This window comes from Methanolobus sp. WCC1 (genome assembly GCF_045690315.1).
Classification (GTDB): Archaea; Halobacteriota; Methanosarcinia; order Methanosarcinales; family Methanosarcinaceae; genus Methanolobus; species Methanolobus tindarius.
Map to the genome: position 1 here is coordinate 120,180 of NZ_CP146979.1, position 19,882 is coordinate 140,061.

General features: G+C 39.7%; 21 protein-coding genes. 14 read left to right on the forward strand and 7 right to left on the reverse strand.

All coding sequences use genetic code 11. From position 1 onward, the window contains the following. Positions 1–158: 158 nt before the first annotated feature. From V7O61_RS00585 to ablB, 3 genes are all read left to right on the forward strand, one after another. Positions 159–1,415, forward strand: a complete 1,257-nt coding sequence (locus tag V7O61_RS00585; protein WP_023845022.1) for an ATP-binding protein — start codon at positions 159–161, stop codon at positions 1,413–1,415. A gap of 230 nt (positions 1,416–1,645) precedes the next feature. Further along, positions 1,646–2,959 (forward strand): lysine 2,3-aminomutase, encoded by a 1,314-nt coding sequence (gene ablA, locus V7O61_RS00590; RefSeq protein ID WP_023845021.1) that lies wholly within the window; start codon positions 1,646–1,648, stop codon positions 2,957–2,959. After that, positions 2,949–3,794, forward strand: coding sequence for a putative beta-lysine N-acetyltransferase (gene ablB, locus V7O61_RS00595; RefSeq protein ID WP_023845020.1), 846 nt, complete (start codon positions 2,949–2,951; stop codon positions 3,792–3,794). Before ablA ends, ablB begins: the two co-directional genes overlap by 11 nt. On the opposite strand, the gene V7O61_RS00600 is transcribed toward ablB, so the two are convergent. After that, positions 3,785–4,228 carry an Lrp/AsnC family transcriptional regulator gene (locus V7O61_RS00600; RefSeq protein WP_023845019.1) on the reverse strand — a complete coding sequence of 148 codons (444 nt, stop codon included), beginning with the start codon at positions 4,226–4,228 and terminating at the stop codon, positions 3,785–3,787. The two genes, ablB and V7O61_RS00600, sit on opposite strands and share 10 nt — an antisense overlap. 185 nt (positions 4,229–4,413) lie before the next feature. Between V7O61_RS00600 and V7O61_RS00605 the strand changes: the two genes are divergently transcribed. From V7O61_RS00605 to V7O61_RS00620, 4 genes are all read left to right on the forward strand, one after another. Continuing rightward, positions 4,414–4,893, forward strand: a complete 480-nt coding sequence (locus tag V7O61_RS00605; protein WP_023845018.1) for a 3-isopropylmalate dehydratase small subunit — start codon at positions 4,414–4,416, stop codon at positions 4,891–4,893. 56 nt (positions 4,894–4,949) lie between these two features. Continuing rightward, positions 4,950–6,077 (forward strand): isocitrate/isopropylmalate dehydrogenase family protein, encoded by a 1,128-nt coding sequence (locus tag V7O61_RS00610; protein WP_288070117.1) that lies wholly within the window; start codon positions 4,950–4,952, stop codon positions 6,075–6,077. Between the two features lie 279 nt (positions 6,078–6,356). Then, entirely contained in the window at positions 6,357–6,875 is a 519-nt protein-coding gene (locus tag V7O61_RS00615) for a B12-binding domain-containing protein (protein ID WP_288070116.1), read from the forward strand. A 238-nt stretch (positions 6,876–7,113) separates the two neighbouring features. Then, positions 7,114–7,413 (forward strand): hypothetical protein, encoded by a 300-nt coding sequence (locus V7O61_RS00620; RefSeq protein WP_048135237.1) that lies wholly within the window; start codon positions 7,114–7,116, stop codon positions 7,411–7,413. Between the two features lie 41 nt (positions 7,414–7,454). Here the strand turns inward: V7O61_RS00620 and pyrH are convergent, their stop codons facing one another. The 3 genes from pyrH to V7O61_RS00635 form a co-directional block, all read right to left on the reverse strand. Then, a complete protein-coding gene (pyrH, locus tag V7O61_RS00625; protein WP_023845015.1) occupies positions 7,455–8,156 on the reverse strand; it encodes a UMP kinase in 702 nt (233 codons plus the stop codon). A gap of 8 nt (positions 8,157–8,164) precedes the next feature. Beyond that, complete coding sequence (locus V7O61_RS00630; RefSeq protein WP_407283055.1) at positions 8,165–8,872, reverse strand: hypothetical protein; 708 nt, start codon at positions 8,870–8,872, stop codon at positions 8,165–8,167. A gap of 180 nt (positions 8,873–9,052) precedes the next feature. Then, the gene (locus tag V7O61_RS00635) at positions 9,053–9,229 is read right to left on the reverse strand and encodes a 4Fe-4S binding protein (RefSeq protein WP_023845013.1); all 177 of its coding nucleotides are present in this window, start codon (positions 9,227–9,229) and stop codon (positions 9,053–9,055) included. A gap of 350 nt (positions 9,230–9,579) precedes the next feature. Here V7O61_RS00635 and V7O61_RS00640 point away from each other — a divergent pair, with 350 nt between their 5' ends. The 7 genes from V7O61_RS00640 to V7O61_RS00670 all read left to right on the forward strand — a co-directional run bounded on the left by V7O61_RS00640 (position 9,580) and on the right by V7O61_RS00670 (position 16,447). Then, the gene (locus V7O61_RS00640; protein WP_407283054.1) at positions 9,580–10,152 is read left to right on the forward strand and encodes a type IV pilin N-terminal domain-containing protein; all 573 of its coding nucleotides are present in this window, start codon (positions 9,580–9,582) and stop codon (positions 10,150–10,152) included. Positions 10,153–10,201: 49 nt separating this feature from the next. Further along, on the forward strand, positions 10,202–12,385 hold the full coding sequence (locus tag V7O61_RS00645; RefSeq protein WP_407283053.1) for an ATP-dependent DNA helicase: 2,184 nt from the start codon (positions 10,202–10,204) through the stop codon (positions 12,383–12,385). Positions 12,386–12,532: 147 nt separating this feature from the next. Then, positions 12,533–12,943: a GerW family sporulation protein gene (locus tag V7O61_RS00650; protein WP_023845010.1), complete on the forward strand. Its 411-nt coding sequence runs from the start codon at positions 12,533–12,535 to the stop codon at positions 12,941–12,943. Between the two features lie 39 nt (positions 12,944–12,982). After that, complete coding sequence (locus V7O61_RS00655; protein ID WP_407283052.1) at positions 12,983–13,690, forward strand: DUF2953 domain-containing protein; 708 nt, start codon at positions 12,983–12,985, stop codon at positions 13,688–13,690. Between the two features lie 27 nt (positions 13,691–13,717). Next, entirely contained in the window at positions 13,718–14,677 is a 960-nt protein-coding gene (locus V7O61_RS00660) for a beta-ribofuranosylaminobenzene 5'-phosphate synthase (protein WP_023845008.1), read from the forward strand. Positions 14,678–15,041: 364 nt separating this feature from the next. Beyond that, complete coding sequence (locus tag V7O61_RS00665) at positions 15,042–15,752, forward strand: NOP5/NOP56 family protein (RefSeq protein ID WP_407347473.1); 711 nt, start codon at positions 15,042–15,044, stop codon at positions 15,750–15,752. After that, positions 15,752–16,447: a fibrillarin-like rRNA/tRNA 2'-O-methyltransferase gene (locus tag V7O61_RS00670; protein ID WP_407283051.1), complete on the forward strand. Its 696-nt coding sequence runs from the start codon at positions 15,752–15,754 to the stop codon at positions 16,445–16,447. Before V7O61_RS00665 ends, V7O61_RS00670 begins: the two co-directional genes overlap by 1 nt. Positions 16,448–16,470: 23 nt before the next feature. Here V7O61_RS00670 and V7O61_RS00675 read toward each other — a convergent pair whose 3' ends face one another. The 3 genes from V7O61_RS00675 to V7O61_RS00685 form a co-directional block, all read right to left on the reverse strand. Then, a complete protein-coding gene (locus V7O61_RS00675) occupies positions 16,471–17,727 on the reverse strand; it encodes an ATP-binding protein (RefSeq protein WP_407283050.1) in 1,257 nt (418 codons plus the stop codon). Between the two features lie 256 nt (positions 17,728–17,983). Next, entirely contained in the window at positions 17,984–19,246 is a 1,263-nt protein-coding gene (locus V7O61_RS00680) for a DUF2254 family protein (RefSeq protein WP_407283049.1), read from the reverse strand. Between the two features lie 49 nt (positions 19,247–19,295). Beyond that, complete coding sequence (locus V7O61_RS00685; protein WP_407283048.1) at positions 19,296–19,841, reverse strand: RDD family protein; 546 nt, start codon at positions 19,839–19,841, stop codon at positions 19,296–19,298. Positions 19,842–19,882 lie beyond the last annotated feature (41 nt).

Genomic DNA, 19,882 nt, shown 5'->3' on the forward strand with positions numbered 1-19,882 from the left:
ATTGATGTCCCTATAAATACTTTATTAATTAAAATACTGACACTATTTTAATTTTAAATGTCTCCTGTTATTCATTTCAATCTTTTAAAAATATAAATTTCATATTTTCAGGCAAAATCAAAAATACTATATATTGTAACTATGTTCTCAAATCCTGTATGTCAGATTCATTAAATGCAGGTGTTTCAAAGCAACAATATATTCTTGGTGGAAAAGGTGAAGATGTTCTTCTTTACATGGGAAGGTATCTTGCACGTGATCGTTCTTCCGGCTCACATGTATCTCTGGATGTAAACAAACCGCATGCAGTTTTTATTGCAGGTAAAAGAGGCTATGGTAAATCCTACACAATGGCGGTCCTCATGGAAGGTATGATGATGCTCCCGGATGAAATTAAGAGTAATGTTTCATCAGTCGTCATTGATACAATGGGTATTTTCTGGACTCTTGGAAAGACCAATGATGTCCAGAAAGAGCAAATCCTTAACTGGAAGCTTAAACCGACAGCATTTGATGTCGATGTTTTTGTACCTGCAGGAAGTCTTGCTTCATATGAAGAAAGGCATATACGTGTAAAGCCAATTTCCCTATCGATATCTGATATGGATGGATATGAGTGGTGCAGGCTCTTTGGAATAGATACGGTATCTCCATCGGGGGTTCTTATAGTACGCTTGATAGATGAGTTGCAATACAAAGAGGATTTTTCATTTGAAGATATCATTACTTCAGTTAGCACAGATAAACGCGCGGATTCTGTTGCAAAAAGTGCTGTAGAAAATCATTTCAGGACAGCAGAATCATGGGGCATTTTCTCGGAAAAAGGCGAGGGAATCGCAGAACTTGTAAAAGGTGGTTCTACATCAGTAATTGATGTGAGTACAATCAGAAGTGAGGCATTAAGGTCTGCACTTGTGAGTGCAATTGCCCGAACCATTTACCATTTGAGACTGGAAGCCAGACGTTCCTACGAAAGAAAAATGATGGGCGACAAATCTGTTGTAAAAGGAATCCCTATGGTCTGGATGTTCATCGATGAAGCCCAGCAGTTTTTACCGGTACATGGTGAAACGCTTGCATCGGATGTATTACTTAACGAATGGCTAAAACAGGGAAGGCAACCTGGTCTTTCACTTGTACTTGCGACACAGCGTCCGGCATCCATTCATCCAGATGTACTTTCACAATCCGATCTTGTAATATGCCACCGGCTCACATCTCAGGACGATATTAATGTCCTTGAATCTGTCAGGCCCACTTATATGAAAGACAATTTCGGAGATTCAATAATGAAAATGGGCTCTGAGAAAGGAATCGCATTTGTGGTAGATGATAATACTGAGGCTACACATATAATTCGTATGCGTCCCCGTCTTAGCTGGCATGGTGGGGACGACCCTTCCATTCTTTTGTGAAGTATGTTCTGCGGATTCTGCAAAAAGAAAAGGTATATTCATCTGATATCTCAAATAAATTATATAATATCTAAAAAGATTATTTGTTTCCATATCAGAATTGATACGCATGCAGAAGATCGGCGCTGAATATTTTTGGGATTTATTTGTGTAACACAAACCAAAAATCCGGTTCAGTGTGTTCTGTTTTCAACTCTCTTCTGCAGATTCATACATTATTAAGTGATTTGATGCAATCTTACAAACGCAGGCAGCAAAATATAGTAGATAGAATTGACTCTGAAGAACCTCTTGCAAAATGGAATGACTGGAAGTGGCAGTTAAGACATTCAGTAAATGATATTGATACATTTGAAACACTTCTTGATATCAAGTTTGAGGCTGAAGAAAGGGAGGCTTTACTAAAAACACTTGAAAAATTTCCACTATCCATTACACCATACTATCTTTCTCTCATAGAAGCAGAAGATTTCAGAAATGACCCAATTTTCATGCAATCATTCCCTTCACCGCAGGAACTTATTGTCGCCTGCGATGAAATGGCAGATCCTTTGAGTGAAGACCACGACAGTCCTGTGCCTGGAATAACACACAGGTATCCTGACAGGGTTCTTTTTCATATAAGCAATGTATGTTCCATGTATTGCAGGCACTGTACAAGAAAAAGAAAAGTAGGCGATATAGATTCCATTCCGGAAAAAGACGAAGTTCTTCAGGGAATAGAGTACATAGCAAATAATCCTCAGGTAAGAGACGTTCTTTTATCAGGTGGGGATCCTTTGATGCTTTCTGATGAGTATCTGGACTGGATTCTTACAGAATTACGTGCAATTCCTCATGTTGAGGTCATAAGAATAGGCAGCAGAATGCCGGTGGTTTTACCTTACCGTGTAACTGATAATCTTGTGGAAGTCCTGAAGAAACATCACCCAGTATGGCTAAATACCCATTTCAATCATCCACGTGAAGTTACAGCTTCTTCTAAGCAGGCACTCAGAAAGCTTGCAGACGCAGGTGTTCCATTAGGTAATCAGACTGTCCTGCTTGCAGGAGTAAACGATTGTTACAGGATACTGAAAAAACTCTTCCATAAGCTTGTGGAAAATCGTGTCCGTCCATATTACCTGTATCAGTGTGACCTGTCAGAAGGCCTTACTCACTTCAGGACATCTGTGGGTAAAGGTATCGAAATAATGGAAAATCTCATTGGCCATACAAGTGGCTTTGCCATTCCTTCCTATGTAATTGATGCTCCGGGAGGAGGAGGTAAAATTCCGGTAATGCCAAATTACCTGATTTCCTGGTCAACCAACAAAGTAATCCTCAGGAATTATGAGGGAGTCATTACCTCTTACAAAGAACCGGATTCATATGAGGCAGTTTATTGTGACAGAAAATGTGATGATTGTGCTTTGCAGCTCAAACTGGACGAAGCCCAGGAATTCAGATCTGTAGGAATTGCCAAATTGCTTTCTGACTTTGATGATGCATTGAGCCTTGTACCTGAAGACACTGAACGTATGGAGAGAAGGAATGTCGAGTGACCAGGTTCTTAAAATCAACAATTCAATAATCCAGCACGGTCCTTTCAATGACCGTGTATATTTGATGAAGCTTTCACCAGAGGATTATTCCAAAATACCCTCCAGGGTAGAAGAAATGGCAGAGGAGAATGGTTATTCAAAGATCTTCTCCAAAATTCCTTCTTCTGCAAAAGATTATTTTCAGGAAACAGGCCATGTTGAGGAAGCTTATGTGCCTGGTATGTATAATGGTGATGAAGGTGCAAGCTTCATGGCCAAGTTCCTTTCTGATGAACGTGAGAATGAGCAAAGTCCTGACGTGGTTGAATCAGTTATCAGTACCGCTCTTTCCAAGCATAATACTCCAAAAGAGGTGAAACTTTCAGGTGAAGAAGATTGTTTTGTTTGCACTGAAGAGGATGTCCGGGAAATGGCAAGAATATATGACAGGGTCTTCCCAAGTTATCCGTTTCCTATACATGACCCTGAATATCTTCTAAAGACAATGCAGGAGAACCTTGTATATTTTGGAATAAGGAAAGATGAAAAAATTGTTGCTTTGGCTTCATGTGAAATGGATATTGAAAACAGTAATGTTGAGATGACTGATTTTGCAACATTACCTGAATACCGTGGCAGGGGTTATTCTTACTATCTATTGAAAAAGATGGATGCAAAGATGCGTGAAATGGGAATTATAACCGCGTATACAATAGCACGAGCAAGGTCTTATGGAATGAATATTGTTTTCTCACGCAGTTCATACTCATACGCAGGAACTCTTGTGAACAATACCAATATTTCCGGTTCAATTGAGAGTATGAACATCTGGTACAAGAAACTTATTCAGATGTGATATATGCTGTCCTTAATATTTTTTGTAATTATCTCTACACTGTAATTCTGTACCGGAATTTCATAGAGAAGGCGGTTGTTTATAAAATTAGTCAGTTCCTCCTCATCGTTAAAAAGGCCAAAGGCTTTGATGGAATATTGTCCGGTTGTCTGGTATATTTTGATAAACTCTTCAATATCCATTAGTTTTTTAATACTTTCCTTTGTCTTCTTTGGTTCCATTTCCAGATTAAAGATGGCAAAAGTTCCTTTTCCGAATTTTCTGGGATTTAATAATACGGTATAGTTTTTGATGTATCCTTCATCTTCCAGTTTTTCGAGCCGGTACCTGACACCATTTTCGCTAAGACCCACTTCTTTTGCGATTTCAGATATTGGTGTTCTGGCTCCCTGTTGCAGTATGGATAGTATGAGTTCATCCTTTTTGCTGACCATTGTCTTTTACTTAGGTTTGCTATTATTAATGATTTCTCGTTCTCTTTTTTGTGGTAAATAGTTACTCTATATACTTTTTCAAAGGCATTGATTTTTCCAGTAGTATTATTTAGTATGATGCTATCTATGGTATAGTTTCAAGTTCATTAATGATAATTATCAATTAATACTAATTAGGTGTAAATATGAGCGGAAGAGTCTGGAAATTCGGAGACGATGTTGATACTGATGCTGTAATTCCAGGAAGGTATCTTATTATGAATACCCCTGAGGAGCTTGCAGCACATGCTTTTGAAGGTGTGAGGCCTGAATTCCCAAAAGAGGTAAAAGAAGGTGACATTATTGTTGCCGGTAATAATTTCGGATGTGGTTCATCAAGAGAACACGCACCAATCGCACTTAAAGGAACAAAGATTAACTGTGTAATCGCAAAGTCCTTTGCACGTATCTTTTTCAGGAACTCTATAAACATCGGTGTAGCACTCCTTGAGTGTCCTGACACTGACAAGATAGAGGATGGTGACCAGCTTGATGTTGACTTCGCATCAGGGGTAATCAAGAACGTAACAAAGGGTGAACAGTACCAGGCAACACCTCTGCCTGAATTTGTCAGGGGTATAATGGATGCTGGTGGACTTATTGAATACACAAGGCAGATCATCTGATCTGGCTACTTTATCTATCAATACAATTTTTAATGCAATAATGGTTAGGGATTATTATGACACAGTATAAAATACCTGTAATACCAGGAGACGGTATCGGACCTGAGATCATAGCAGAAGGACGTAAGGTCATCGATGCTGCAGGTGAGAAATTCGGTTTTGATGTTGACTGGGTAGAGTTCCCACACGGAGCAGATCACTATCTTGAAACAGGAGAACTGATTTCTGAAGATTCCCTGAAAGAACTTTCAGGTTACAAAGGAATCTACCTTGGTTCAATCGGAGATGACAGAATCGCACCAGGAGTGCTTGAAAAAGGTATCCTTCTTGCTGCAAGGTTCTACTTCGACCAGTACATCAATCTCCGTCCAATCAAGCTTCTTGATGGTGTATGGTGTCCTATAAAGGACAAGACCCCTGCAGACATTGACTTTACAGTTGTCAGGGAAAATACCGAAGACTTCTATATAGGAATCGGTGGTCGTGCAAAGTCAGGTACAAGCAAAGACTTGCTTGAGGTTCACAGAACACTTTACAACGCAAAGTTCGGTCTTGACATTGAGACTGACAGCGAAGAGATCGGTTACCAGGTTGGTATGATCTCAAAAGAAGGCACACAGAGAGTTATCAGCTATGCATTCGACCTTGCTGAGAAGAGCAAGAAACACGTATCATCAGTTGACAAGGCAAACGTCCTTTCAGATATATACGGATTCTGGAGAGAGGAGTTCAATGCAGTTGCTGAAAAGCATCCTGATGTAACTACAGATTTCAACTATGTTGATGCAATGACCATGTGGTTTGTCAAGAACCCTGAATGGTTCGATGTTGTTGTAACACCAAACATGTTCGGTGACATTATCACTGACCTTGGTGCAATGGTTCAGGGCGGTCTCGGACTTGCTCCCGGAGGAAACATCAACCCTGAAGGTACAAGCATGTTTGAGCCAATTCACGGTTCAGCACCAAAGTACAAGGGACAGAACAAGGTAAACCCAATAGCAACAATCTGGGCAGGAGCTATGCTCATCGAACAGATGGGTGAAAAGGAAGCTGCAGATGCTATTGTTTCTGCAATTGAGACCAACATAAGTGAAGCAAAGGTCCAGACATACGATATGGGTGGTTCAGCAGGCACATCAGATGTTGGTGACGATATTGCAAGAATTGTTCTTGGAAAATAAATCGTTTATTTGCATCCTTTATGGATGCATTATCTTTCCTTTTTTTGTCAAATAGCTACCTTTGATTGAAAATATTATTCTTTCAGTTATATTTCATTTGTTGAAAAACAGTATTTTGTAATTATTTGTGATATTTTTATTTTTTTATGTAAATTCGTGATAGATTACTGCTAATTACTCGATGATTTTATATATGATGATAAAATTGTCACAAGTGTGACTAAATTGCACTAAAATAAGCAATTTATGATGTGCTAATCCAATCAAAGGGATGATAATTTGTCTCAGGAAAAAACTATTACACAAATTATAGATGAAGCAAAAAGATCCATACTGGATTTTGATGAGAAAGGCGCAGAAAACGCAGCAAATGAAGCCCTTGCTTTGGGTTACAGCATAAACGAGATTATTGAGAAGGGATTTCTCGAAGGCATGAAAGCAATTGGAGACATGTTTGAAGAGGGAAACGCATGTCTCCTGCACATTTTTGCAGCAGCCGACACAATGGATGCAGGACTTGCTGTATTTCAGGACTGTGAGGAATATAACAAACTTAGCAAGAACATGGCAATTGAGCTTGTAGGCGAAGGACAAAGAGATGAAAAGATCGATGTTCTTGAAGCAATGTTCAGGATAAACGGTTATGATGTTGTTGAGATTCCGGATAATGTTCCTATTGTAGACTTCCTTGAGAAGGATACGGCTTTTGATAGTATTCCGGATTCATGTAAGGAAGAGATCATGGCAAAGGTGGCTGCACATCCGGGTGTTACAACTTTCCAGCTATCTGAAATGTAATTTCTTCTTCTTTTTTGTTCAATTTATTTTCATATTTGTCTTTTTTAATGTTGCTGTATGTTGTTTTTAACTTTGAATATATATCATCCTCATAATGATGATTAGATAGTATAAAATAGATATTCTTATATATTAGTAACTGCACCCTCTAGATGTAAACTTGTGGCATATCGGGCCTGTAGAGTTAATCAAAAAACGGACCTTTAGTCAAAGTTAGCTTAAAGGAGTGTGAACTCGTATGGCAAAAACAATTAAAGAACTGGAAAATGACCTTGATGTCATGAATGAGATGTTTCGTAAGTACGTAAAACTCTCTTTAAATTACCAGCAGCAGATAAACAATGCAGACATTCCTGAGGAACAGCGTAAAGCGCTCATGGAAAAACTGGAAGTAGAGAATGAAAAGGTCCGCAAGGCAAAAGAGCAGATGGCAAAGTTTGAGAAAACCATTGAGACTCTTAAGCAATCCACTGATAAATTGAAAGAAGTTACTTCCTGTAAGGAAGAAACCATTGAATATCTCGTGGCTTACAATTAAAGCCACTAAACTACTTTTAAATCCAAATTAAAACAGAAGGATCAGTTAATGATCCTCGTGCCTAGATAGACAGCTTTTTTATCAGTCTTTCCACTTTCATCGCGAATAACCTTCAGCACATCCTGCGGATTGCTGCCATCCATTACAATTGTCTCGATGTTGCAGCGTTCGATTATCTTTGCAGCAAGAGGGTCTACAGGCGATTTAGAGCCAGCTTTCATCTCAGTGGTCATCACTGTGTTTACAAGCTCTTTAGCTGTCATTGTCGCATACTTTACAGCATCAGGATCCTTTCGTGGGTCTGCGGAATATACTCCATCAACTGCTGTTGCTATTACAAGAAGGTTTGCGCCAAGATATTCTGTAAGGATTGCTGCCACTGCATCAGTAGTCTGTCCCGGGATAACGCCGCCCATTACAAGAATCTTGCCGGATGAAAGTTTTTCCTGTGCTTCCTTGTAGTCCTTTGGTGGCTCAGGATAGGCAGCGTCGCCAAGTGCAGAGATGAGAAGTTTTGCATTCAGGCGGGTTATGTCTATTCCTATATAGTCACATTCGACTTCATTGGCACCGGTACTTCGTGCAACGTTGATGTAGTCTCTTGCAGAAGCACCTCCTCCGGTAACGATTACTATTTCATGCTCTTTGGCAAGCTCTTTAAGAGCTTCAGCATATCCCTTAAAACTGTCAGGGCTGAGTTCTTTAGCCAGTATTGATCCACCGACTGATAATATGATTAACATAATGATCTCTAGTCGTTACGTTGCTTTGATTTTAAAAGTAACGCTATGGACAATATGGCAATTGCACCCATAATGGATGAAAATCCCGGAACCAGTGTTGAAATTGACAAAGGTGATTTATCCAGTCCCATACTCTCACTGTGAAGTATTCTTCCATTGTAAAGTCCTGTTATTTTGGCCCTGTCACCAACCTGAAGTTCAGTTGAACCATAGAAAAACACTTTCAGACGATTTCCTTCTTCATCCTCTGCAAGCAGAGTGTATCTTCCCATACTCATTTCTACACTTGTGAGGTTTCCTGCAACGATCATGTATTTTCCATTGAATGCAGCAGTGTCTGTGACAACATCACTTATATTGACAAGACCCAGGTTTTGTGTGGGATAATGGAGGACGTAAGTAGGAGTTAGCACGCTGGCTCCCAGCGGGTCATAAATGTATTCTCCAGTTACCATTATTTCCTCACTGACATTGAAACCTTCAAAAAGTTCGACTTTTGTAACATCAATCTTAAGTGGCTTGGATGTGTTGTCATCAATGGTTGCAGACTGTTTACTGAGTTCAGTAAGATTTCCTATGACGCTTATCTTGCGATAAGCCATTGTACTGTCATAAACAGTGGGATCCTCATTGATCTTGGATATCGGTACAATTTCCAGTTCAAACATTGAAGCATATGCGGTAGTGGCAGTACAACTGAGTAAAAGTAATGCCATAATGACTATTCTGAATGTACTGCTTTTTAACATATTATCACATCTGTCAGATTATAATACTAATTAAGTTATTTAATTATATATAACTAACACAGTATTAATCAAATAAGTGCCTGAAAGCAGAATAAAGTCAGAGCAAAAAAGAATAGAAAAGAAAAAGTGTGGAATAGATCTTTGATCTTATTCCATTGCGATTGCGTCTGTTGGGCAGACGTCAACACATGCACCGCAGTCAAGGCACTCGCCTGCATCTACGATTGCAATGTTGTCACCGTTAAGTGTGATTGCCTCTGCTGGGCACTCGTCTATACATGTTCCGCATCCTACGCATTCATCGACAGTAATAATTGCTACCATTTGTTTTACGCTCCTTTAGTTGTATAACAATATACTCTCACATTTGTATATTATATGAGTGTATATTAGTTGAACTCTACACTCTATCATAACAGAAGTGAGATAAAAAGTTATCGTTATTAATATGAAAACGAGGATACTGCTATTCTATTGATGTTCTATTTATGAGCCTGGAATGCTAATTTTCCTATATATTTAATTATTCGGATTCTTGTATACTGACACTGAATATATTAGATTAATTAAGATTAATTTATATAGTTGTTACTAAATTTCCACATGTGGATGGAAAAAATTTAGTGTTATTGGACAATAAGTGTGCTATATCACCTATCCTGGGTGTTGTGTTGATGCTACTTTTAACAATAGTACTCGCAGGTATTACAGTCTCTGCGGTTTACAGTGATGAAATGCTGTCATCAATGAAGCCAACTCCTGTTGCAGATATTGATGTAATTTACATCGAAGGTGGGCTTCCAAAATATCCACATTATGTGAAATATGAAGAGAATTTCATTTATGTTAGACATATGGGAGGAGAACCACTATCACTTGACTCTACAAAGATTGTAATTAATGGAATGGGAAGCGCCTATGAAGGTGTTGTTCCACATGGCACTCTACATACTGGTGCTATTTTTATCAGTTATGATGATCTATATTTTGATGGCAAGGATTCTGATTACTCTTCAAATAATCAGGTCTTTTCGGATGGCTTGTGGTCAACAGGTGAAGAATTGATTCTCAATGGACAGGACGGAATTTCCAGCGTCTCGACTGTTTATGTTACTATAAATGGGGTTACAAATACTTCCAATAATTATGGTTTGAAAGAGAATACTATGATAACCATCAAAATATTTGATATTCATACTCAACGTTTAATTGCCGAATCAGAATGTCAGGTAACTCTGGCAGAATGATAATTCCTTATCAAAACCGTTTAAGTAATGTGAGCTCATAGGTACTGCGATGAGCGGCAAAACCGGATACATGAAATATTTCCCAAAGGAAACCTGCTACCCGAACCAGCAGGACGCAATGGATAAGATCCATGCTTCTCTCATTAATAAGGAGATCATACTTTTTGAAGGAGCATGTGGTACAGGCAAGACACTCAGTGCACTTGCACCTGCACTTAATGTAGGGAAACAACTTCAGAAAACCGTGATAATTGCAACAAACGTTCATCAGCAAATGGTTCAGTTCATAAACGAAGCAAGTGAGATAAAGCAGACAAACGATGTGAAAGTTGCAGTTTTAAAAGGCAAATCCACAATGTGTCCCAATGAGACTGATTACGAGGAATGCAGGCTCAAACGTGAAAACACATTTGAACTCCTGGAAACCGAAAGGGAACTTGCTCTTAAGAAACAGGAAATGAAGTCTGCGTATGAGAATTATAAAAAATCAAAGGATCCTGCCCTCATAGCACTACGTGATGCTCTTTCTAAAGAACTTGATGTTGCAGAGGAAAAATCAAAAGAGCTTCGTAAGCGCTCCTGCAATGAACTTTATGAGGTTCTGCGTTATGATGGTGAAGCTTTCAGGCAATGGTTATTCTCAGATGTACGCACACCTGAAGAGGTCAATGATTATGCTTTCCAGAAGGGTATGTGCGGCTATGAACTCCTCAAACGTGAATTGAAACATGCAGACCTTCTGATATGTAACTTCCATCATGTGCTAAATTCCGATATTTTCATGACCGTGCTGAACTGGCTTGAGAAAGAGCCACAGGATGTTATTGTTATCTTTGACGAAGCACACAACATCGAATCCGCAGCAAGATCTCATTCATCCATTACAATTACAGAGCACACACTGGAAAAAGCAATCTCAGAAATCGAGGCAAATATCGATATCATGCCGGATGGTGGAATTCACAATCTGCTAAAGATGCTGACCAGTGTTATGCAGGATATCTACAACAACCGTTTCAAATTCGGAGAACGTGAACGTGTTGGAAGACACTGGTATGATATGCGTATCAGTGACCCTTATGAGCGAAATGATATGGTAAGAGGTAAATTCCTGAAGCAAGCACTGGAAGCAGGTTTTGGCGACGAAGCTGCAATTCAGGCAACCCTTTCAGAAGCAAGTGCTTTTGGAGCTATGCTTGATGAGAACTACCGTGAACAGTACAAAAAAGGACTTACAGGCGTCCTGAAACGCTCTCACATAAGATATGCGGCAGATTTCCTTTCATCATATCTTGTACTATCAAATAACCTGAACTATTATCCGGTTTTGAATGTCAGGCGTGATCTTAATGATGAGATCTACGGCCGTATCGAACTTTTTACCTGTATCCCTAAGAATGTAACCGAACCATTGTTTGATTCGGTCTTCTCAGCGGTTCTGATGTCAGCAACATTACGTCCGTTTGATATGGTAAAATCCACTCTTGGAATTGCAAGGCCTACATGTGAATTGTCCTACGGAACATCGTTCCCGGAAGAAAAAAGGCTCACATTATCAGTTTCAGTGCCACCTTTGTTTGCAAAGACAAGAGATGATCCGCAGACCCTACAGGCACTTGAGGAAGTTCTCTTTGATTCTATCGAGCAGACAGAAGGTAATGTGATCATCTTCTTCCAGAGTTCATTCGAAGCCAGAAGGTACTACAATAAGCTGGAGAAACGTCTGAATGTTTCTGTTTTTCTTGATGAGGTGGGTGTGTCATCCCAGGAAATCAGGGAAGATTTCTTCAGGATGGGGGAATCTGGTGGAAAAGCGGTTCTTGTATCTTATATCTGGGGAACCCTCAGTGAGGGGATCGATTACCGTGATGGCAGGGGAAGAACTGTAATTATAGTTGGTGTAGGTTATCCGGCACTGAATGACAGGATGAACGCGGTAGAATCTGCCTATGATCATACTTTTGGTTATGGTGCTGGCTGGGAGTTTGCAGTTCAGGTACCAACAATCCGTAAGATTCGTCAGGCAATGGGAAGAGTTGTGCGCTCTCCGGTTGATTATGGTGTAAGAATTCTTCTTGACGGCAGGTTCACAACCGAAGCACCGAAGAAGTTCGGGAAATTCTCTGTGTTTGAGATGTTCCCTGATGATGAAAGAGATGAATTCATTGATGTTGACCCTGAAAAAGTCAAGTATTCACTGATGAATTTCTTCCAGGATAATTCTGAAAAATAAACGTTGCATTTTTTGAAAATTGCTGGATTTCCAGTATATAGTTTCTCCATATTTTATGGGGACTACTTCTATATATTTTAAAGACACTTTTTCCAGTAGGAAATAATATTAGCAATAAGATTCCATTATTCTTAAAGGGGTTAAAATATGGCATTAGAAGATCTGATGAAAGAAGTATCCGGAGAACTTGAAAGACTTGTGAGTACAAAGACTGTAGTTGGGGAAGCTATGGTCGTAGGTGAGACAACCATTATTCCTGTCACCAAAGTTTCATTTGGATTTGGAACCGGCGGTGGCGAAGGCAAGAAAATGGGTGAGGAAGAAGGCTTTGGCGGCGGCGGAGGTGCCGGTGCGAAGATTGAGCCTGTTGCATTCATCGTAATTTCTGCGGAAGGCACAAAACTCATGACCCTGTCTGGACAGACAGATTTTGGAAAGATACTTGAATCCGTTCCGGGGCTTATTGAGAAAGTTAAGTCAATGAAGAAGTCAAAGAAAGATGAAAGTTGTGAAGGCGGCGAACCTTGTGAGGGTTCAGTAGAGCCTTCCGATGACTGATTCTTTCTTTTTTGCTGATGGGCATACACAGGAGCAGATATGCTATCAATTTTAGCGTTGATACTGCTTCTTATTGCATTTTTAATTCTCTTAGTTCTGCTTGCCGCAATAGATGTTGTTTTTGATGTGAAAGGTTCAGGCGTTTCAGTTGAACATACTGTTATTGTTCACTGGTTATTATTTTCCAGACAGGTAAGTCCCGAGCAGGATGATAAAATTAATGATGAGCATTCAGATGATGATTTTCCGGAAGAATTCAAGGATGCGGAAAAGTATGTCACAGAAAAGATAAAAGATCATTTTCAGAATTCTGATCGCGAGAAAAAAGTGAAAGGAAAAAAGAAAAGGTCATTGGATATGACCTATTCCGAGATGATACAGACTTCCAGACAACTGAGAGTCCCGGTTTTCAGGCTTCTCAAGGGAATAATATTTGCTATAAAAATTCCTGATGCCAGAGTAAATGCATTTTATGGATTCCCTGATCCTTCATATACTGGCGTTGCATGTGGTTACTCTCATGCATTGGTATCTTATCTTGAATGTCATTTTGAGAACCTGAAAATAAATCTTGTACCGGATTTTGTGGACAGCAGGATTGAATTTGATATGTCGGGGAAACTCCGTATTAGATTATATCGCTTTATTCCTGTAATTTTGAAGTTTATACTTAATATGAGTGTGCTGAGGTTTTCATGGAGCTTTTTTATTAAAAAATATTACAGAAAATCAAGTGTTAATCTTTAATAGTATGTGTCACTGATAATCCATGACATGATTACTATTAAGTCCCCATCAAGACTTCATCTGACTCTTATTGATCTTAATGCGCAACTTGGAAGAGTGGATGGAGGTGCAGGAATTTCGATAGAATCTCCACATGTTATTATATCTGCGGAGAAATCAGATACTATTGAAGTGGTGGGTGATTCTTTTCTTGCTGAAAGGATTATAGGTGCCGTAAAACAGGTAATTCCTGAAGGCGAGGGTATCAGCCTTAAAATAGAGGAGGACATGCTGGCACACGTTGGTTTTGGCTCCGGCACCCAGGCAGCACTTTCTGCTGCTGCAGCTGTTAATGAGATATATGGTCTCGGCAAAAGCGTAAGGGAACTTGCAATTGCTGTAGGACGCGGTGGGACTTCCGGCATTGGTGTCGCATCATTTGAAATGGGCGGTTTCATAGTTGATGGTGGGCACAGGTTCAGTGACAAAGGTTCATTTTCTCCATCTTCTGCAAGCAGGGCAGACCCGGCTCCAGTGCTTTTCAGACATGATTTTCCTGACTGGAGCATAGTGCTTGCACTTCCTGATACCACAGGAGCGTACGCTGCCAAAGAGGTTAATATCTTCCAGAAAGAGTGTCCGATTCCTCTTAGTGAGGTTCAGGAACTCTCCCACATTATTCTTATGAAAATGATGCCTGCAATAATGGAGCAGGATATTGAAGCATTTGGTTATTGCATAAACCATATACAGGGTCTTGGTTTTAAACAACGCGAAGTAGCTTTACAGCATCAGGTTGTGAAAGAGGTTATGACACTTATGCAGGACAATGGTGCCTACGGTGCAGGTATGAGCTCATTCGGACCTGCTGTTTATGGGATTGTTGAAAATCCTGAAGATGCTGCATACCTGCAGGAAGATGTGCAGGAACTTCTTGACAGGACAATAGGTGGCAAGGTTCTGGTAACCAGAGCGAACAACAGTGGCGCAGAGATAAGGAGGGTTTGAACTGGTAGCTACGGAATTCAATGTATGGTTCGGCAAACTCAAACTTGATGCAGATGGTGAGATTGAGGACTGCGACCTTTTTGATAAGGACCCTGAAAAGCTGGCAGAAATTGTTGTACAGTTTCAGGAAAGTTCAAAGGACAATCCACAGTCTGTCCCGTTACAGAGGGCAGATTTAAGAGATGCTGCACTGGAATGTGGCTTTGTTGAACTTGATGAGGATTATGATATTCTTCTTCGTGAGGTTTGTATAAGGGCAGCAAAGAGCCAGATTTCTCAAACTGATACCGATGATTCAAGAATCATTCAGGCAGTTGAAGCGCTGGATGATATAGATAAGAATGTAAATGAACTTAGCGAGCGCCTGTTCGAGTGGTACGGCAGGTATTTCCCCGAGCTTGAAATGACAGGTGAGGAGCTTGCAAACTTTGTTTCCACTTATGGTTCAAGGATAAATGTTCCTGAGGATCATGAAATGTCAGAGAAGGCATCACAATCGATGGGTGCTGAACTCCTGTTTGCAGATGAGGAGCTTCTGAGGACTTTTGCAAATAACATCTGCAGCCTGTATGATACACGCAGGTATATTGAGAATTATATTAATACGAGCATGGGCTCAGTGGCACCGAACCTTTGCGAGATTGCAGGTGCTTCACTTGGTGCCCGCTTAATGAGTATGGCAGGAAGCCTTGAGAAACTGGCAGCTTTCCCATCCAGCACGGTTCAGGTGATTGGTGCGAACAGGGCGCTTTTCAAGCATCTTCGCTCCCGGGCACCGTCCCCAAAACATGGAATTATCTTTAACAATCCTGTTATTAAGAATGCGCCCTGGTGGCAGAGAGGAAAACTTGCAAGGGCACTTGCAGCTAAAATAAGCCTTGCTGCAAGGACTGACTTTTATTCAGGTGAGCTTGACTCAACTATCAAGGAAGTTCTTGATAAGAAACTAGAGCACATAAGGCAGACTAACCCGAATCCTCCTGAGAGGAAGCCGGAAGCAAAACCACAAGTTAAAGGTGGTAAACGCAGGAGCAGAGGGCGAAAGAAGAACAAAAAGTCAGGAGGTAATAACTGATGCCGGTAAGAGAATTATCCAGCGGAATCTATGAACTGGATATCGATGACAGGAAGATGCTTGCAACAAAGAATATGATTCCAGGCATGAGTGTCTACGGTGAGCGTCTCATCACAGAAGACGACACAGAATTCCGTCAGTGGGACCCAAGCAGGAGCAAGCTCGGAGCCATGTTGCTCAAGAATTTCGATATTCCTATTGAATCCGATTCCATAGTGCTCTATCTCGGTGCAGCTTCAGGAACAACAGTAAGCCACGTTTCCGACATACTAACAGACGGACTTGTCTACGCAGTTGAGTTTTCCCCACGCACCATGCGTGACCTAATTCAGCTCTGTGACCAGCGTCCTAATATTATTCCTATTCTTGCAGATGCCAACAAACCGCAATCTTATGCTCACATAGTGGAAAAAGCGGATGTAATTTTCCAGGACGTTGCCCAGCCCAACCAGGCTGAGATTGCAGCGGTCAATTCAAAATACTTCTTAGAAGAACACGGCCACCTGATGCTTTCCATCAAGTCAAGAAGTATCGACACTGTAGCCAGTCCGAAAAAGATATTCAAGGAAGAAGTCCGCAAACTTGAAAGCGGCTTTGACATTGAGTTTGAGGTGCTGGAAAGAAAAGAGCTTGATCCTTTCCACGAGGACCATCTGGGTCTTGTGGCGCAAATGTTTGTGGATGATGAGGAATGAAGAAAAGTTTTTTGGAAACAGTTTCATTCAAGCATCCATTTCCAGATAGTCTTTACAGTAATTTTCTTCTCATCAATTTCAATTTTATCTTCCGTGTCATCCGTTAGAATTAGACCTTCACTAAGGTCGTAAGTTTCCAGCGCTTCAAATAACCCTTCAATCTCCCTTTTTCTTGTATCTGGATTTTCAAGGCTCTGTGTAACCTGGATTGCTTCTGCTATATTGTAACCGTTCCGGATGACAAAATCACATTCTTTATTTTCCCTGTGATAGTAGATTTCAAGGTTCCTTCTTTTCAGTTCCATGAACACCATGTTCTCAAGTATTCTTCCATAGTCCTCTGATGTTCTGAAACCCAGTATTTTAGCGATGGCTGTGTCTATGAAGTACACTTTTTTGTTGGAATAAACCTGCGTTTTGAGGGATGTGGAAAATCTAGGTAAAAGATATGCGAGGTAACTGTTCTCAAGGTACTCAAAATATTCTTTGATTGTAGTTGCACTGGAAAGTCCTGTCAGTTTTCTGACATTATTGTAACTTATCTCCTTTGCGATATTGGATGCTGCAAAGTAGGCTGTTGTTTTGAGTGCTTTTTCATCTTTGAGGTTGTATCGTGCTATTATGTCTCTGTAGATTATGTTCTCATACAGTGTTTTTACATACAGTTCATCACGGTTTTTGACAAACTCTGGTATTCCTCCGGCTTCAATATATTCATTGAAGTGTCGTTTAAGTGTGCTTTTCTCAACAGTTGTCAATACTTCCAAAAGTGGTAACTCGTATTTTTTAAAACGAAGGAATTCCCTGAAAGAATAAGGATATAATGAATAACTAAGGTGCCTTCCTGTGAGGTGTGTTCCCATCTCCCGGCTCAACATGCTTGCATTTGAACCGGTGACATACACTTTTTTTCCATTGTCATGAAGCCTTCTGACAAACCTCTCCCAACCATGAATATTCTGTATCTCATCAAAAAAGTAGATGTTTCTTTCACCATACAGTTCGATGAGCAGTTCCTGCATGGTCTGAAAGTCCTCTATTGTAAAATCAAAGAACCTCTCATCATCAAAGTTCACAAAATAGCTTTCATGAAGATGATCTTTCCTGATCTCATTCATGAGTGTTGATTTCCCAACTCTCCGAAGCCCTGCAACGATTGTGATAAGATCTGACTTCCTGCCCTTTATTTCATCCAGCAACTCCCTTTTGACCAGACCTTCAACTTTTTTGATGTGGTCATTCTGCTCTTTCAGCAGGATTTTTAGTTTCTCTTTGTCCATGTTTTATACTGGGAGCTCTTTGTTTATATTCATTTGGTTTGATGGACCAAATAAATGTATTATTATTTGGTTTAGTAGACCAAAGCGCGTTATGATGCTGATTTAGATGTAGTGTTGGTTAGAACTATGGAAGTGATTGGGGTTCAGTTCGAGATGTTGGTAATAAAATAAGTTGAGCTTTTCCACGAGGACCATTTGGTATGGTGGCGCAGATGGTCGTGGATGATGGAAATAAAGTTAAACCTCGAAAATCTTGTCATGAAGGAATTATAAAGTTCCAGTTGTTTTCTTTTGATTTTACTTCGAGTATTTGTAAATCCTTCTTAATCTCATCTACTATTGTTTGTTTCTCATGCTTACGTGCTTCTCGAAGTAATGCTCCTAGAGATGTAATTGCCACGTGAGTTGCATCTTTGAGTTTTTGTTCAGCAGCAGTAATTCCAACATATCCAATCCCAGTGAATAGCATTATATCAGCGTTTTTATTATTGAGCTCTAATCTTTTCATTCCCATGTTATATAGCCCAAATAATGTATTTTTCACTGTGCGCTCAAGCTTTTGATCTGCTGCTTTTATTCCAATATTTTGTAGTGCTATCACTGCTTCATTTTCAGCTTTGTTTAATTCTAACTGGACTGTTAGGTCCCCAATTTCTTCAATAGTATGTGTGACCGAGTTGAGTATTTCTTCATTATTTTTGTTGATGGCATACATGCCTTCACATTCTAAATGTAACATTAATCGGTGTGCTATTTTGTTATCTTCAGAATCAATTGATTTCAAAGTACTAAATAAACCTAAAGTGCATTTTTCGATTACAGAAAGACAAATTATTGCAGTTTCATTGTCGTTATTTTCAATAGAAGAACTCATAATGTCAATAAGAGGTAGAAAAGGGTCATTTTCAAATCCTTCTTTTGATTTATCGGAGGCATCTATAATGCTATTCGCGGTAATATCCTCCGCCAACAACTCAATCATCTTTGAAGGCTTCAGCAAATCCAGAGTCTTCAACATATACGGCACGAGACATACAAAAGCAAAGAACCCCATGAGGTAAGCTATAAAAATAGCTCCCTCCATGTAGTTTCCTAAAATGCCAAGTCCAATTATCTTAGTCAATCCAAGTCCGTAGAATATTGTAAAAATGTAGATGCAGAGAAGTATCCACATATCGGGGTTCCGTTTGTAGACATCAATGACCCTTGCAGAGTAGGATTGGGCTGCAAGCTGCACGGCTACAAGGCTGAGTGTGATAACCAAGGCAATGGTGGCTGCAAGACTCTGGACGAGGGCGCTGAGGAGATAACGTTCGTTATCGAAGAAACCCATATCATTTAGTTGGATGGTGTTATACTGAGGGCTATTGTATGGAATAAAAGTTACCTTCAATGCAGCAAAGAAACAGAATATAATCATAAAAATGATAAGTGTAGAACTTAATATACAAAAATAGAAAAAGATTCTATTTGGCCACGATGGTCCTTCAAAGTTTTCTTCTATATTTTTCAGCTGCATTGTTTTAGTAAACAGTTTCAAGAAATAAAACAGTATTGAAATTATATCTCTATCTGTACACAACCACCGTCCCAACAATCATATCATAGAGTCCCTGTTTCTTTTTGGAGAAGATGATTGTCAGGTATCCAATTCCAAAAAAGGCCGTTGTAATTAATTTACTAATATGTCTCATGAAGGCTTTTGTAAAAGAGATCCTATTTCCTTCCAAGTCTGTTACTATAATGCCCATTATATCTTTTCCAAAAGTGGCCTGGCCGGCTGAACTTTCCATCATCGCAAAATAGAACAAAGTAAGAACAATATCAATTGCATAAAACAATACGTCGATCCAGTTAAACAGGTCTTTATATAATTCATAATAAGGAGGAGTTATGTCACATACAATAGGTGCAATGAAAGCAATAATCATGAAACCAATAAGTGTCAATAAAACCTCGTCTATAATAAAAGCCACAGCCCTTCTCCCAAAACCTGCATACAATGATAAATCGGGTTGCAGTGAAGAATCTATCCTTAGTTCCTGGTCGCAGTTTTTGCACTCAGTTGCAGAATTTTCATTTTTGTCTTCACATTCAGGACAATAGCTATACATTAAACCACGTCAACTAGATGGCGTGCATCTATTTTAAAATT

What these genes read in the sequence shown, in the direction of transcription:
- V7O61_RS00670 (WP_407283051.1), top strand. Translation starts at nt 15,752, where the DNA reads ATGCCGGTAAGAGAATTATCCAGCGGAATCTATGAACTGGATATCGAT.
- V7O61_RS00685 (WP_407283048.1), bottom strand. Translation starts at nt 19,841, where the DNA reads ATGTATAGCTATTGTCCTGAATGTGAAGACAAAAATGAAAATTCTGCA.
- V7O61_RS00635 (WP_023845013.1), bottom strand. Translation starts at nt 9,229, where the DNA reads ATGGTAGCAATTATTACTGTCGATGAATGCGTAGGATGCGGAACATGT.
- pyrH (WP_023845015.1), bottom strand. Translation starts at nt 8,156, where the DNA reads ATGTTAATCATATTATCAGTCGGTGGATCAATACTGGCTAAAGAACTC.
- V7O61_RS00620 (WP_048135237.1), top strand. Translation starts at nt 7,114, where the DNA reads ATGGCAAAAACAATTAAAGAACTGGAAAATGACCTTGATGTCATGAAT.
- V7O61_RS00630 (WP_407283055.1), bottom strand. Translation starts at nt 8,872, where the DNA reads ATGGCATTACTTTTACTCAGTTGTACTGCCACTACCGCATATGCTTCA.
- V7O61_RS00605 (WP_023845018.1), top strand. Translation starts at nt 4,414, where the DNA reads ATGAGCGGAAGAGTCTGGAAATTCGGAGACGATGTTGATACTGATGCT.
- V7O61_RS00655 (WP_407283052.1), top strand. Translation starts at nt 12,983, where the DNA reads ATGCTATCAATTTTAGCGTTGATACTGCTTCTTATTGCATTTTTAATT.
- V7O61_RS00645 (WP_407283053.1), top strand. Translation starts at nt 10,202, where the DNA reads ATGAGCGGCAAAACCGGATACATGAAATATTTCCCAAAGGAAACCTGC.
- V7O61_RS00680 (WP_407283049.1), bottom strand. Translation starts at nt 19,246, where the DNA reads ATGCAGCTGAAAAATATAGAAGAAAACTTTGAAGGACCATCGTGGCCA.
- ablA (WP_023845021.1), top strand. Translation starts at nt 1,646, where the DNA reads ATGCAATCTTACAAACGCAGGCAGCAAAATATAGTAGATAGAATTGAC.
- V7O61_RS00585 (WP_023845022.1), top strand. Translation starts at nt 159, where the DNA reads ATGTCAGATTCATTAAATGCAGGTGTTTCAAAGCAACAATATATTCTT.
- V7O61_RS00660 (WP_023845008.1), top strand. Translation starts at nt 13,718, where the DNA reads ATGATTACTATTAAGTCCCCATCAAGACTTCATCTGACTCTTATTGAT.
- V7O61_RS00675 (WP_407283050.1), bottom strand. Translation starts at nt 17,727, where the DNA reads ATGGACAAAGAGAAACTAAAAATCCTGCTGAAAGAGCAGAATGACCAC.
- V7O61_RS00640 (WP_407283054.1), top strand. Translation starts at nt 9,580, where the DNA reads ATGCTACTTTTAACAATAGTACTCGCAGGTATTACAGTCTCTGCGGTT.
- V7O61_RS00650 (WP_023845010.1), top strand. Translation starts at nt 12,533, where the DNA reads ATGGCATTAGAAGATCTGATGAAAGAAGTATCCGGAGAACTTGAAAGA.
- ablB (WP_023845020.1), top strand. Translation starts at nt 2,949, where the DNA reads ATGTCGAGTGACCAGGTTCTTAAAATCAACAATTCAATAATCCAGCAC.
- V7O61_RS00610 (WP_288070117.1), top strand. Translation starts at nt 4,950, where the DNA reads ATGACACAGTATAAAATACCTGTAATACCAGGAGACGGTATCGGACCT.
- V7O61_RS00600 (WP_023845019.1), bottom strand. Translation starts at nt 4,228, where the DNA reads ATGGTCAGCAAAAAGGATGAACTCATACTATCCATACTGCAACAGGGA.